16 protein-coding genes are annotated in these 13,718 nt (G+C 35.4%); 1 reads left to right on the top strand and 15 read right to left on the bottom strand.

Translation table 11 applies throughout. From position 1 onward, the window contains the following. Positions 1 to 74: 74 nt before the first annotated feature. From Q0838_RS03395 to Q0838_RS03380, 4 genes are read right to left on the bottom strand one after another with little or no spacing between them, the layout of a single operon-like run. Entirely contained in the window at positions 75 to 1,034 is a 960-nt protein-coding gene (locus Q0838_RS03395; RefSeq protein ID WP_298951289.1) for a hypothetical protein, read from the bottom strand. Positions 1,035 to 1,043: 9 nt separating this feature from the next. Next, complete coding sequence (locus tag Q0838_RS03390) at positions 1,044 to 1,814, bottom strand: GLPGLI family protein (protein WP_298951287.1); 771 nt, start codon at positions 1,812 to 1,814, stop codon at positions 1,044 to 1,046. A 6-nt stretch (positions 1,815 to 1,820) separates the two neighbouring features. Continuing rightward, the gene (locus Q0838_RS03385; protein WP_298951284.1) at positions 1,821 to 2,102 is read right to left on the bottom strand and encodes a hypothetical protein; all 282 of its coding nucleotides are present in this window, start codon (positions 2,100 to 2,102) and stop codon (positions 1,821 to 1,823) included. A 16-nt stretch (positions 2,103 to 2,118) separates the two neighbouring features. Further along, positions 2,119 to 2,337 (bottom strand): hypothetical protein, encoded by a 219-nt coding sequence (locus tag Q0838_RS03380; protein WP_298951282.1) that lies wholly within the window; start codon positions 2,335 to 2,337, stop codon positions 2,119 to 2,121. A gap of 181 nt (positions 2,338 to 2,518) precedes the next feature. Between Q0838_RS03380 and Q0838_RS03375 the strand changes: the two genes are divergently transcribed. After that, positions 2,519 to 3,082, top strand: a complete 564-nt coding sequence (locus Q0838_RS03375) for a TetR/AcrR family transcriptional regulator (RefSeq protein ID WP_298951279.1) — start codon at positions 2,519 to 2,521, stop codon at positions 3,080 to 3,082. On the opposite strand, the gene Q0838_RS03370 is transcribed toward Q0838_RS03375, so the two are convergent. From Q0838_RS03370 to hisG, 11 genes are all read right to left on the bottom strand, one after another. After that, the gene (locus Q0838_RS03370) at positions 3,072 to 4,187 is read right to left on the bottom strand and encodes an alkene reductase (RefSeq protein ID WP_298951276.1); all 1,116 of its coding nucleotides are present in this window, start codon (positions 4,185 to 4,187) and stop codon (positions 3,072 to 3,074) included. The genes Q0838_RS03375 and Q0838_RS03370 overlap by 11 nt on opposite strands. Positions 4,188 to 4,345: 158 nt before the next feature. After that, on the bottom strand, positions 4,346 to 4,960 hold the full coding sequence (gene hisIE, locus Q0838_RS03365; RefSeq protein ID WP_298951272.1) for a bifunctional phosphoribosyl-AMP cyclohydrolase/phosphoribosyl-ATP diphosphatase HisIE: 615 nt from the start codon (positions 4,958 to 4,960) through the stop codon (positions 4,346 to 4,348). Between the two features lie 176 nt (positions 4,961 to 5,136). After that, positions 5,137 to 5,997, bottom strand: a complete 861-nt coding sequence (hisF, locus tag Q0838_RS03360; RefSeq protein WP_298951269.1) for an imidazole glycerol phosphate synthase subunit HisF — start codon at positions 5,995 to 5,997, stop codon at positions 5,137 to 5,139. 35 nt (positions 5,998 to 6,032) lie between these two features. Next, positions 6,033 to 6,560: a GNAT family N-acetyltransferase gene (locus tag Q0838_RS03355; RefSeq protein ID WP_298951266.1), complete on the bottom strand. Its 528-nt coding sequence runs from the start codon at positions 6,558 to 6,560 to the stop codon at positions 6,033 to 6,035. Between the two features lie 7 nt (positions 6,561 to 6,567). Continuing rightward, entirely contained in the window at positions 6,568 to 7,281 is a 714-nt protein-coding gene (hisA, locus tag Q0838_RS03350; protein WP_298951264.1) for a 1-(5-phosphoribosyl)-5-[(5-phosphoribosylamino)methylideneamino]imidazole-4-carboxamide isomerase, read from the bottom strand. A 309-nt stretch (positions 7,282 to 7,590) separates the two neighbouring features. Then, positions 7,591 to 8,190: an imidazole glycerol phosphate synthase subunit HisH gene (gene hisH / locus Q0838_RS03345; protein ID WP_298951261.1), complete on the bottom strand. Its 600-nt coding sequence runs from the start codon at positions 8,188 to 8,190 to the stop codon at positions 7,591 to 7,593. After that, the gene (gene hisB / locus Q0838_RS03340; RefSeq protein ID WP_298951258.1) at positions 8,187 to 9,296 is read right to left on the bottom strand and encodes a bifunctional histidinol-phosphatase/imidazoleglycerol-phosphate dehydratase HisB; all 1,110 of its coding nucleotides are present in this window, start codon (positions 9,294 to 9,296) and stop codon (positions 8,187 to 8,189) included. The genes hisH and hisB overlap by 4 nt, the downstream gene beginning before the upstream one ends. 114 nt (positions 9,297 to 9,410) lie before the next feature. Next, a complete protein-coding gene (locus Q0838_RS03335; protein ID WP_298951255.1) occupies positions 9,411 to 9,608 on the bottom strand; it encodes a hypothetical protein in 198 nt (65 codons plus the stop codon). Between the two features lie 71 nt (positions 9,609 to 9,679). Continuing rightward, positions 9,680 to 10,834, bottom strand: coding sequence for an aminotransferase class I/II-fold pyridoxal phosphate-dependent enzyme (locus Q0838_RS03330; RefSeq protein ID WP_298951252.1), 1,155 nt, complete (start codon positions 10,832 to 10,834; stop codon positions 9,680 to 9,682). A 54-nt stretch (positions 10,835 to 10,888) separates the two neighbouring features. Then, a complete protein-coding gene (gene hisD, locus Q0838_RS03320) occupies positions 10,889 to 12,595 on the bottom strand; it encodes a histidinol dehydrogenase (RefSeq protein ID WP_366942004.1) in 1,707 nt (568 codons plus the stop codon). Beyond that, positions 12,595 to 13,461: an ATP phosphoribosyltransferase gene (gene hisG, locus Q0838_RS03315; RefSeq protein ID WP_298951249.1), complete on the bottom strand. Its 867-nt coding sequence runs from the start codon at positions 13,459 to 13,461 to the stop codon at positions 12,595 to 12,597. Before hisG ends, hisD begins: the two co-directional genes overlap by 1 nt. Between the last annotated feature and the right edge of the window lie 257 nt (positions 13,462 to 13,718).

Here is a 13,718-nt window from a genome sequence, read left to right as displayed (position 1 = left end):
GGTTTTGACCCTTGAAAACATCCATATTTAAACCTTTTTATTGACTTTAAAGATAAGTATTTAGATGATTACCTCTATAAATTTATATTTATATTTTTAGTATTGTTGAACGATCCATAGATTTGATTAAATAAATAATTATTATAAACAGGATAATCAGTTTCATAAACCTTATTTAAAACTATATTATCATTAGAAGTAAAATAATTTGATTTACCACTATAAACTACTTGGCCTAAATTATCAATATTAAAATTATTGTAAAGGGATAAAATTTTAGCAGATGTTATCGCATTTAATGTTCCAGCATTGACTTTAGGTAGGCCTAATTCACCTTTAACACTACCTGTCAATATAAACTCTTTATCAAAATTCAAGCTCAATGCAGTTTCATCTGGATTGTTTTTTTGAAAACCTGTTTGGTCTTGATAATTTTTAATTATGGCCAATTCCAAAATCTGCTCTGGATTAATAATACCTGTAGCTTCTTTATATTCACTATCGAATAATTTATTTCCATTGACAAGTAAATCTGTTATGGTTTGTTCTTTGTATTTAATCGTGCCATTTTTATCAATTTTCATACCTGGAATCCTTTTAATGGCGTCTCTTAAGGATCGATCTGTTTTTGTTGAAAATTGTTTAAAATCTATAAATGTAGTGTCGCCGGATTTACGAATGGCCTTTTTAGCGGTTATCAATATTTCATTTAAACGCTCATGTTCTGTTTGAATTATAAATCGATAAAATGGCTTTTCTCCAAAATTTAATATTTCAAAGTTTTGAGTTTTATAATTTGGGTGGGAAATGGTGATTTTAAATGATTCGCCCTTATTTGGTATTTGATCTAACTGACCTTGAGCGTTTGTATAAGTTATGAGAATTAAGTTATTATTAAAATCTACTATTAGCACTTTTAAATCGGGAATAGGAATTTCCTGATTATCATAAAAGTCAATAGTCTGAGCATTTGTATTCAGACTATTGAAAAAAAATAATAAAAGAAGAATTGCAGAAATTAAATTCTTTCTCATACAAATCACTTATTCTATGTGTGCTGGAATTAGTATTTCTATGTTTCTATAGGGTATGTCAACCGAAGAATTAGGGTCTTCAGCACTTACTTTAGCCTTTAAATCAGTTCTCCATTTATCTTTTCTTAAAATAAATTCCTTATAGGTAAGCTTCATTCTATTTTTCCATCTATTTGGTATTTCTGGAATTAATAGTTTTTGATTAACTTTTTCAATCTGAGTGGCGATAATATGAACACTTTGACCAAAATCCATCACCTCTAAAATTAATCCAGGAGCATTCATAAACTTAAAAGGTCCGTCATTAATTTTCAGATCATTTGCATAATATATTTCATAATTTCTACCTCTGAATTGAAGAAATAGCTGTGAACAATCATGTCCAAGTATCTTTTTCTTTTTAGCCCCTTTTTTATATTCAAATTTAGGAAAATCTGTAACTAATGCAGACTTTTTAAATTCCACCGCTGTCCCATAAATAGCTGATTGATTTTCGATGGATTTATACATGCTTATATAATTTAAAGTCTTGGCTTCAAAACTAATCGGATTCCTCTGCGAATCATATAATGTGGTATCGATATAACTAACTAACTTATAATAACTTTCTTTGCCATCACTGTACAATTTAAAATTCATTGCATAGTGATAACTTTCTATATCTGTGGTGTCATTTACAATGGTTTTATATTCAACTTCGTAATGACTTTGATTAACTTCTTGCTGTCCAAACGTAAAAATTGGAAATAGAAATAAAAAGAAAAACTTCAAATAATTCATATGTGGTTAATAAGGATTTATTTCAGCAGCTTTCAATTCAGCTTTGAGACAAGCATTTGCATAATCAGCATTTCTATCCCCATTCCCATTTACACATTGTGAAACATCGATTCGCTCAGGAAATCCATCACCATCTGTTCCAGAAATTGTAGCCGTACAACAAGTGTAGCCCGGATTTACAATTAAATTTTGATTTGTATTTTCTTTGCTAATATTTGTTGCATTAGTCATTGCTGTCGATGCAAAAAATAGCGATGTTGCGATAAATAATATTGTTTTATTTTTCATTTGATTTTTTTAAAAATTACTTTCCGACTAAGGTGTTTGCTCTATCTTGTGCCTTCTTACAAGCTCTACCACTCGCATCTCCCAAAGTTTCAGCAGCAGCATCAAAACTTACACAAGAACTTACCCTAATCGTTAAAAACTCCTCTCCAATCTGTCCATTATTGGCATATCTTGAGCAACAAGTTCTTTCAGCTGATCGATCTACTAATTTTAAATCTTCTGTTGGACTATTCATATTTAATAAAAGTAAACTTGAAAAAGCAAGCAAAATTAATGATTTTATAATCTGAATTTTTAAACTTACAGTAAATAAAAAAAAACATAACGAGAAAAACAATTTTAACATTACATATTTTATTTCTTAACCAGTTTTAGTTCTGTTTTATGATAGTCATGATCTATTATATTTGCAACTTATGTCCCGCAAAAAACAAATTCTCAAGACAGCTGCTCAACTATTTAAAGAACGTGGTTATAGCGCTGTCACCATGCGCGATCTCGCGGCTGCTATGGATATGAAAGCGGCTAGTTTGTACAATCATATTTCTGGGAAACAAGAGATTCTTGCCACACTCATTCTAGAGGTTGCTCATGAATTTACATCTGGTATGGATACGGTAGAGATGGATGATAAGTCCGCTTTTGCCAAAGCGGAACAGCTCATACTATTACACATAAAAATAGCACTAGAATATACAGATGCTTTAGCTGTGTTAAATACCGACTGGATGCACCTAGAAGGAGCACCATATCAAGAATATATCACACTGCGTAAAGAATATGAATTAGACTTTAAAAAAATACTGAAAAATGGAATCGCAACTGGTGAGTTTAAAACTATGAATGTGGAAACCATACTCTTTAATTTATTAAGCACATTGAGATCCATCTATCTCTGGATACCAAAAAAGTCGACTACCGAAGTAGCCGACCTTAAAAAAGAGTTGCCTCAAATATTACTTACAGGAATTAGCTCTTAGCTTTTTCTTGTTCTAGAGTAGGGTAGTCCGTATAACCTTCACGTCCTTGAGAATAAAAAGTTTCTTGATTCCAGTCTGCGGTTTCTGCATTTAATTCAAAACGATGTGCAAGATCTGGATTTGAAATAAATAATTTTCCATAAGCCACTAAATCTGCATGTCCATCTTCAATAACTTGATTACCTGACTCGCGATCAAATTCATTATTGATCATTAAATTTCCTTTGTAAATAGGACGGTAATGTCTGGCAATATCTGATTCTAAAAAGTTAACACCACTAACATCTGTAAAAGGTTCTGATAAATGAACATAAGCAAGATCGTGATCGTTTAATTTGTTTACAAGATAATCAAAAAACGGAATCGTATCTGGTGTTCCTTCAATTCCAAAAACACCATGTAAAGATGGATTCAATCTGCAACCTATCCTGTTTTCTGGAAAAGATTCTTTTACAGCTTCTAGAACTTCAAAGAAAAAACGAGCTTTATTTTCATTACTACCTCCATACTGGTCTGTACGTAAATTAGATTGATTATTAAAAAATTGGTGAATTAAATAACCATTAGAACTATGGATTTCAACACCATCAAATCCTGCTTTTTTAGCGTTTGCAGCAGCATGACCAAACTCTTTTACAGTTTGTTTAATTTCCTCTACAGTCATCTCATGAGGGACTTCTGTCATTTTCTTTTCTCCGTATGGATTGCGCAACTCTGCCTTTGGATTAACAGCACTTGGTGCCCATGGTAATTGTCCATTGTGATAATCTGGTAGAGAAGTTCTGCCTACATGCCACAATTGTAGAAATATTTTACCGTCTGCTTCATGCACACTATTCACAACTTTTTTCCAGCCTTCTACTTGAGCATCATTAAAAATTCCTGCTACAAAAGGATAACCTCTTGCTTTTTCTGAAACCTCACTACCTTCTGTAATTATTAATCCAGCGCCAGCACGCTGGGTATAATAATCGACGTGTTTTTCATCTGGTGCTTGATGTTCATTAGTCGCTCTACATCTGGTCATAGGAGCCATGATAACTCTATTCTTCAATTCTACTGCTCCTATTGTTATGGGTTGTAATAATGCCTGTTTAGTACTCATTTTCTTTTTTATTTAAAGATATTGTGCCCACAAGTAAATAGGGTTAAGAACGCGTTAATTAGACTTTTTTTAAAGTTTTACAGTATTAAAATAGCGGTTGTATCATCAAGTTTGATACAACCGCTATTATTATTATTAACAAATAAATTTGTATTTGTTTATTTATGCCTTTTAGCAAGTTCTTTCTCGATATCTGCTAGAGATAATCCTTTGGCTTTTAATAAAACCAGGTAATGATACATAAGATCACCTGCTTCATAAATAAAATCTTCCTCTTTACCATTAATGGCGTCGATTACCGTTTCTACTGCTTCTTCGCCTACTTTTTGAGCTACTTTATTAATTCCTTTTTGGATTAAAGAATAAGTGTAAGAACCTTCTACTTGATCGTCAATGCGCTGGTGGATGGTTTTCTCAAGATCATTAATCGTGAAGCTGTTCTCGCTTTCGCGAAAGCGAGATTCATCACCATTATCAAAACAACTTACCGTTCCCGTATGACAAGTAGGGCCATGTGCATTTGCTTTTATTAGAATGGTATCTTGATCACAATCGATTTTTATAGCTACCACATCCAGGAAATTATTGGAAGATTCTCCTTTGGTCCAAAGTCGTTGTTTGCTACGTGAGTAAAAAGTCACTCTATTCTCTGCTTTAGTTTTTTCTAAAGCCTCTTCATTCATATAGCCTAACATCAACACTTCTTTATTAGTTGCGTCTTGTACGATTACAGGCAATAATCCGTTTTCTCCTTTATTCCAGTTTAGTTTCATATTTGTTCCCACGAAAGTGGGAATCTCTTCGATTCAACACTTTCGATTTTATTTACGCAGGCGGAAATCTTCATTTCCCCACCGCAATCATTTTTAATGTCTAGCCATCGTAGGCCAGACTTTATGTTGTCATTCCGCTGCATAGCGGAATCGTTTTATTTTATCACAATCCTATTTTAATTTCTCACGGCCACTCCAGCTGTAATCAATTGTTTTTTTAACTCAGGGACTGGTAATTCTCCAAAGTGAAATATACTTGCCGCAAGTCCAGCACTTGCTTCTGTGTCTTTAAAAAGTTCTTCAAAATGAGCACTCGTTCCTCCGCCACCTGAGGCAATAATAGGAATGTTTAACTTTCTAGAAATGGTATCAGTTAGTTTCAGTGCAAAACCATTTTTAGTGCCATCATGATCCATACTGGTCAACAAGATTTCTCCAGCACCCAATCGTTCAATTTCTTGACACCAAGAAATAGTTTCTAATTCGGTCTCTACACGTCCACCAGCTACAAATACCTTGTTGATTGTCAAGCCGTCGAAGGACGGCTTCGCTTCATCAGGTGTTACAATATTGGTTGAGTTCTGATTTTTGTCATTCCGCACCTGATGCGGAATCTGCTGATCGTTTATGGCAATTTCTTTAGTATCCACCGCAACCACAACACACTGACTACCTAACTCTGCAGCTAGTTCACTGATTAATTCTGGTCTTTTTACAGCAGCACTATTAATAGCAATTTTATCGGCACCAGCTTTGATTATTTCCTTGGCAAGAGCTACGTCATTAATGCCGCCACCCACGGTAAATGGAATATTTAAAACAGCAGCGATTTCACGAACTAGCGGTACTAAAGTGTCACGCTTCTCTATAGTTGCTGTAATATCTAGAAAACACAACTCGTCAGCACCTTGAGCAGCATATTGCTTTGCAAGTTCTACAGGATCACCAGCATCTCGCAATCCAACAAAGTTGATTCCTTTTACCGTACGTCCATCCTTAATATCAAGGCATGGTATAATTCTTTTTTTTAAACTCATATGGTCAAGCCGCTGCAGAGCGGCTTCGCTATAAATTAATCTCGATTTTTATCTAAATATTCTTCTTCCAATATCCCAAACTCATAGTTATCACTCCATCCAGATTTTAAGGGCAAGTTCTTTCTTTGAATTCCTTCTTGAGTAAACCCACATTTTTCTAGTACACGTTTAGATCCCAAATTGTTCCGTGCACAGCCAGCCTCTACACGATGTAATTTGTGAGTATTAAAACATTGATCTAGGAAATAATTTAATGCTTCTGTGGCATATCCCTGATTCCAAAATTTAGGATTAAATTTAAACCAAACTTCTGCCTTGTTATATTTAATGTTTGAAAATTTAATACCAAAAACACCAATAAATTCTTGAGTACTTGACTCAATAGCATAGGTTTTGTTAGTTCTTTCTTCCTTAAAGTTTTCAGTGATCCAATTTTGAAGAACGCGCTCTGTTTCTTCTTCGTTCTTTGGAATACCTAATGCATTGAACTCATCCACTTCCTTTATAGAATGTAACTGATGTACAGCATCGATATCTTGAGTGTTAATTAACCTATATGTCAATCGTTCACTATACAAATTCTCTCAATTCCTTAAATGTAATTCTACCTTCATAGAATGCTTTTCCTACTATGGCTCCTTCACAATTCATTTCGCGCAAGCGATATAAGTCTTCTACGACAGCAACACCACCGCTAGCTATTAATTTAACAGGTGCTGTGTTAAGGATTTCTTTATACAACTCATTACTAGTTCCAGCAAGCATACCGTCTTTTGAAATATCGGTACAAATCACATACTCGATTCCTTTTTTATTCCACTCTTTGATGAATTCTACCACTTCTAACTCGCTACTTTCTAGCCAGCCGTGTGTTGCGATCATTCCATCCTTAGCATCTGCTCCTAGAATGATCTTATCAGTTCCATATTTCGAGATCCAACCTTCAAAAGTGGCAGCGTCTTTCACAGCTATACTACCGCCGGTGACTTGTTTTGCACCACTTTCAAAAACAACTTTTATATCTTCGTCAGTCTTCACTCCACCGCCAAAATCAACCTGCAAACCAGTCTGTCCAGCGATGCGCTCCAGCACTTTCCAGTTCACGACGTGGCTGCTTTTTGCTCCATCTAGATCAACTAAATGTAAGTGCTTTATTCCATTTGCTTCAAACTCTTTGGCTACTTCTAGTGGGTCTTCATTATAAACCGTTTTCTGGTTGTAATCGCCTTGTGATAGACGTACACATTTACCGTCTATAATATCTATTGCTGGTATTATTCTCATAGTTCTCCGCGCAGGCGGAGATCTCTAAGAATCTATCACCTGACTTTATTTTACGTAGGCAAGAATCTCTTTGAATCCATCACCTAAATTTCATTTATTTATCAAGCCGTCGCACTGCGACTATCGCTCAGTGATCGCGGCTTCGGTTTTTGTTTATCTTAATTTTTAATTTGAGCATTCAATTTTTCACTTATGCGCAAGCCCCATTGTCCTGCGGACATTTCCCCAAAGGGGAAAATATTGATGTCTCGCCGTGCTCGTTTTTTCTTTTCCATATCAATAGTAAAAGTCCCTTCCGCCGGAAGGGATTTAGGGTAGGCTTATAAAATTCTTTAATATCTCCTCACCAATACTTGCACTTTTCTCAGGATGAAATTGTGTTGCATAAAAATTATCTTTTTGCAAGACACTACTGAAAGGCAAAATATAATCACAAGCCGCAACTGTGTTTTCACAAACTTCAGCATAGAACGAGTGTACATAATATACATCTGCTGCTGGTTGTAAGCCTTGCAAGATGGTAGATTGCTGATTAACAACTTCAGTATTTAAACTATTCCATCCCATGTGAGGCACTTTCATTCCTGCAGTAGTCGGGAATTTCTTTACCGTAGTGTTAAAAATCCCTAGACATTCTGTATCACCTTCTTCACTGTGATTACACATTAATTGCATGCCTAGACATATTCCTAGAACTGGTTGTTTTAAGTTTTTAATCACTTCATCTAGACCACGCTCCCGCAAATAGTTCATCGCGGTACCAGCTTCTCCTACACCAGGGAAAATAACTTTGTCTGCCGCCTTTAATTCTTCAGGGTCGTCAGTTACTTTATTTTTTATTCCTAGTCTATTGAGCGCATTTGTGACGCTTCCTATATTACCTGCGTTATATTTTACAATGGCAATCATAAAGTTCCTTTTGTACTCGGTAATTTACCATCACCAGTTTGTTTTACCGCCATTTTTATCGCTTTTGCAAACGCTTTAAATAAACTTTCTATTTTGTGATGCTCGTTATCGCCTTCTACTTTAATATTCAGGTTGCATTTTGCCGCATCGCTGAATGATTTAAAGAAGTGAAAGAACAATTCTGTAGGCATATCGCCCACATATTCACGTTTAAATTCTGCTTCCCAAACGATCCATGGTCTACCACCGAAGTCTATTCCTACTTGTGCTAGCGAGTCATCCATAGGTAGCAAGAAACCATATCTATTGATTCCTTTTTTTGAGGATAACGCTTTCGCGAAAGCGTCACCCAAAGCAATCGCCGTGTCTTCAATAGTGTGATGTTCATCAATTTCTAAGTCGCCATTTACTTTAATATCCAGATCCAAAGAACCGTGACGTTGCAGCTGCTCTAGCATGTGATCATAGAACTTTAAACCGGTGTCTATTTTTCCATTTCCAGATCCATCAAGGTTTAAAACGATGTTGATATCGGTTTCATTTGTTTTACGGCTTACCGTGACCTTGCGAGGTTGTCCTTTTAAAAAGTCAAAAATCTCTTTCCAAGAATCTGTTTTAAGAACTACTAATTCATCTTCAAATTCACTATCATCAGTAATACTAGGTAGCTGTATCCCTTTACAGCCTAAATTCTTAGCTAGTTGCATATCGCTATTGCGATCACCTATGACAAAACTGTTTTCAAGGTCGTAATTGCCTTTTATATAATGCGTTAATAGACCAGTTTCTGGTTTACGAGTAGGTGCATTTTGCTCAGGAAATGAACGATCGATTAAAACCTCGCTGAAGTTAATCCCTTCATTCTCTAGAACATTCATCATTAAATTATGCACGGGCCAGAAGGTATCTTCAGGAAAACTATCTGTTCCTAATCCATCTTGATTAGTCACCATAACTAGTTCATAATCCAGCTCTCGAGCAATACGGTGCAGTTGAGTAATCGCCATAGGCAAGAACTCTAACTTTTCATAACTATCTAGTTGATAATCTACTGGTGGCTCTTTCACTATCGTTCCATCACGATCTATAAATAATACTTTTTTCATGTATTTCCGCGAAGGCGGAAACCTCTTCCCGCAATCGACTTTGTTTGATTATATGCCATCAACTTAACGATGACTGTTTTGTTATGTCAAGCCGTCGCAGGACGGCTTTGCTATCTATTTATCTCTATCTTGATTTAACTCTTTTTCTTTGCGCAATTTCAGCTTTTCTAGGGTAATTTTAACTAAAGCTATACCTACAATGATTCCTGCTATATTAGATCCGGAGTTATCTGACCTAAACAGCCAGTAAAATGAGAATATACTGCATATAGCTCCTAATGCAATGAATACGTAATCTGCCCAATATTTCATAATAACTCATTTATATTTTTGAAAACGTTTTAAATTTTTAACAACGTCTTTTGAACCATCTAGATTCCTGCCTACACAGGAATTTCTCGCAAGGCAGTAATCACCGCTTTACATTCCATCATCGTCCCAACGGTAAAACGCAACGTGTCTTCAATCTGACTTCTGCGATTACGTATGATAATTCCTTTATCACGTAGGTAATTATAAACTTGTGTTGCGTTTTCTACTTTGGCAAGTATAAAATTTGCTTCACTAGGATATACTTCTTTTATAAAGTCAAAACTGTTTAAATGTTCCACAAGAAATTCTCTGTTATTGATAATTTCTTGTATTTCGTTTTTCGTTTTTTCTTTGTTTTGTAAAGCCTCTAGAACTGCTTTTTGAGACAATTCATTTACGTTGTACGGAGGCTTTGTTCTATTGAATAATTCAATGATTTCTGGAGATGCAAAAGCAAATCCCACACGAGCACCAGCAAGACCATGAGCCTTAGACATGGTTTGTAACACCACTAGATTAGGATAATCTTCCAGCCTATTAATAAAACTGATGTTCTCTGTAAAATCTTGATAAGCCTCATCTACAACGATAATTCCATTAAAACTACCGAACAATCTATCTAATTGTCTTTGGTTTTCTAGCATCTCTGCTTCAAACTCTGGAGCAAATGGCATGTCCATCATACCGCCACGAGTGTAATTTTGCGCTTGCCAGTCGTGTTTTAAATCGGCTTTAAGTAATACATTTCCAGTAGGGTTATTAGGAGAACATATCCATAATATCTTAATTGAACCGTCATTGCGCACTTGTTGCGCAATCGCTTCCACATCTAACGAAAAGTCATTTTTAAGCGACACTTTTAAAACACTAACATCATTAATCGCTGCGCTAACTTCATACATTCCATAAGTAGGAGGACAAGTAATCACGGTATCTTTTCCTGGTTCACAGAAAATGCGATACAACAAATCAATAGCCTCATCACTTCCATTACCTACAAATATTTGATCTGTAGCAATACCTTTTTGTTGTGCGAGTTCTTCTTTTATAGAAGACTGCAATGGATCTGGATAGCGGTTTAAATCTCCCTTAGGATTTTCATTTGCGTCTAGTAAAGTCAGCTCGTTTTTATCGCTGCCGTACAAATCAAATTCGCTGCGCGCGCTAGAATAAGGCTTTAAATTCCAGATGTTCTTACGGACTATGTTTTCTAAGTTAAATTCCATTTTTTTATGACTTATAAGCCCCATTGTCCTGCGGACATTTCCCCAAAGGGGAAACTAATTGGGTCTCGCTGTGCTCGTATTTTTTATTGTTTTAATTACCGTATCTAAATTTTTTAGAACTTCATCATTTGTAAATCTTATCACTTTAAAACCTTGTGATTCTAAATAATCTTGTCTAACTCTGTCTTCTTCTTTTTGATTTAAATGTATGTCTCCATCAATCTCTACAATCAATTTATTTTCAACATTGGCAAAATCAACAATATATTTATCGATAATATGTTGTCTTCTGAATTTGAATCCTAATTTTTTATTCCTCAATTCTTGCCAAATAATATCCTCTGTTTGAGTAGGGTTTTTGCGCATGTAAGAGGCTCTTTCTTTCAATGTACTATAAATTGATTTGCGAGCTGTCTCGTAAGAATACTTTTCGCGTCCTTTAAAAGTCCCTTCCTCTGGAAGGGATTTAGGGTTGGCTTTTATACTTCTCAATCGCACACTCACCGCATTTTTGTGCGCATCGAGACCTTCGGCAGTAGCCATTATTTCAACGGCCGGCCCTAGATTTTTCAACCCTTGTGGCGTTGCTTTTTGATAGGTTACTTTATTTACAAAACTATCTACTGACACGCCGCTATAATTACGCGCATAGCCATAGGTAGGTAATGTGTGGTTAGTACCACTAGCATAATCACCTAAACTCTCGCAAGTGTAAGAACCTATAAAAATAGATCCAGCAACTTGAATTAGCTGGGCTACATCATCAGCATTTTCTGTATTTATGATTAAGTGTTCTGGTGCATAAGCGTCTGACCATTTGATACATTCTTCTATGCTTTCTAGAACGATAGTTTTACTGTTTTCTATAGCTTTTTCTGCTGTTTGCTTTCGCGAAAGCGTACTTAATTGAATAGTTAATTGTTCATTTACAGCCTGGGCTAGAGTAATAGAATCAGTTAATAGGATAACTTGAGAATCTGGACCATGTTCTGCCTGGGCGAGTAAATCTGCTGCTACAAATGCTGGGTTTGCAGCCTCATCTGCAATTACCAAAACCTCTGACGGTCCAGCAGGCATATCAATGGCAACACCTTGTTGTTGTGCTAGTTCTTTGGCACGTGTTACAAAAGCATTTCCAGGTCCAAATATTTTGTCAACTGCAGGAATACTTTCTGTTCCATACGTCATAGCAGCAATGGCTTGTGCGCCGCCGGCTTTATAGATTTCTGTAACTCCACAAAGGCTAGCAGTATATAATACGGCTGGATTTATATCTCCGTTTGCATCTGTAGGGCTACAAAGAATCACTTTTTTATTACCTGCAATCCTGGTAGGAATGGCGAGCATTAATACTGTCGAAAAAAGAGGAGCAGAGCCACCAGGAATATACAGACCTACTTTTTGAATAGGCAAGGATTTTCTCCAACAGGTCATGCCAGGCATGGTTTCTATTACAGGATAGTCTACAGTATAACAAGCCTCGTGAAATGTATAAATATTTTTATATGCAGTCTGAATCGCGGCTTTTAATTCTGGGGAAACTAGTGTTGCAGATTGTTCAATTTCTTTTTCTGTAACCCTTAGAGAATTTAATTGTGCTTTATCAAACTTTTCTGCAAATGCAAATAATGCCTGGTCACCATTTTCTCTAACCAGCTGTATGATATCTTTTACAGCAGTCTCTACATTATCACGTTCTTGTTGCGGGCGTTCTAATAAGTTTTGTTGTTGAGAATAGTCTGGATTAGAAATAATTTTCATTATGCTATTAATTTTTCAATAGGACTTACTAAAATACTTTGTGCACCAGCATCTTTTAATTGGTCAATAACATTCCAGAAATCATTTTCTTCAATCACAGAGTGTAAACTGGACCATCCTTTTTCTGCTAGCGGTAAAACTGTTGGGCTTTTCATACCAGGTAATAAGGCAGATATTTCTTCTATCTTATCATTAGGTGCATTTAATAATATGTATTTACTTTTTTGTGCATTTTGCACAGCATCTATTCTAAAGGTAAGCTTATTTAATAACTCTTGTTTATCATGGCTTAGAGTTGGGTTAGAAATTAAAACAGCTTCACTATACATTACTGTTTCTACTTCTTTAAGACCATTCATTATAAGAGTAGATCCTGTAGAAACGATATCGCAAATACCTTCCGCAAGTCCTATTCCTGGTGCAATCTCTACAGATCCTCCTATTTCTTCGGTGGTTGCATTAATGCCTTTTTCTGTAAAGAATTTTTTAACGATGGTGGTGTAACTACTAGCTACCTTTTTACCGTTAAACCATTCTAGACCTGGGTAATCTACATCTTTTTGAACAGCGAGACTTAAACGACAGCCTGCAAAACCTAGTTGTTTAATCACGTCTACTTCTTGATCTTTTTCTTCTACTTCATTAAGTCCTAGAATACCAAGATCTGCAACTCCATTTGCTACGTATTGTGGAATATCATCGTCTCTAAGAAAAAGAATTTCCATAGGGAAGTTTTTTGCTTGAGTAGATAATTTACGTCCACCTTTGTCAAATTTAATACCGCAATCTTGTAATAGTTGCAAAGATTTATCTGATAGTCTTCCTGATTTTTGTACTGCTATTCTGATCATAATTTTTGTTGCCATTCTATTTTGAGAATGTTGTTTAAGCTGCTTACAAACTGTTTTTTATTTCAAACTTTTTTAAAACAAAAAAACCGCCTGAAACAGACGGTTTTTTATAAAATATGTTTGAGTTACATCCATACAATTTTATCTCGCCTGACGGGAAGTGAAAAAATGATGATGATGTACGTTCTGTGTTTTCATTAAGCCACAAAGGTAAGTCTCAAAGTTGGATATTTAAAGTGTATCCTACTTTATTAATAGGATTTAACTTTAAT

Source organism: uncultured Nonlabens sp., assembly GCF_947495285.1.
Lineage (GTDB): Bacteria > Bacteroidota > Bacteroidia > Flavobacteriales > Flavobacteriaceae > Nonlabens.
Note: the sequence above shows the minus strand (reverse complement) of the source record. Positions and strands in the feature narration are given on the sequence as shown.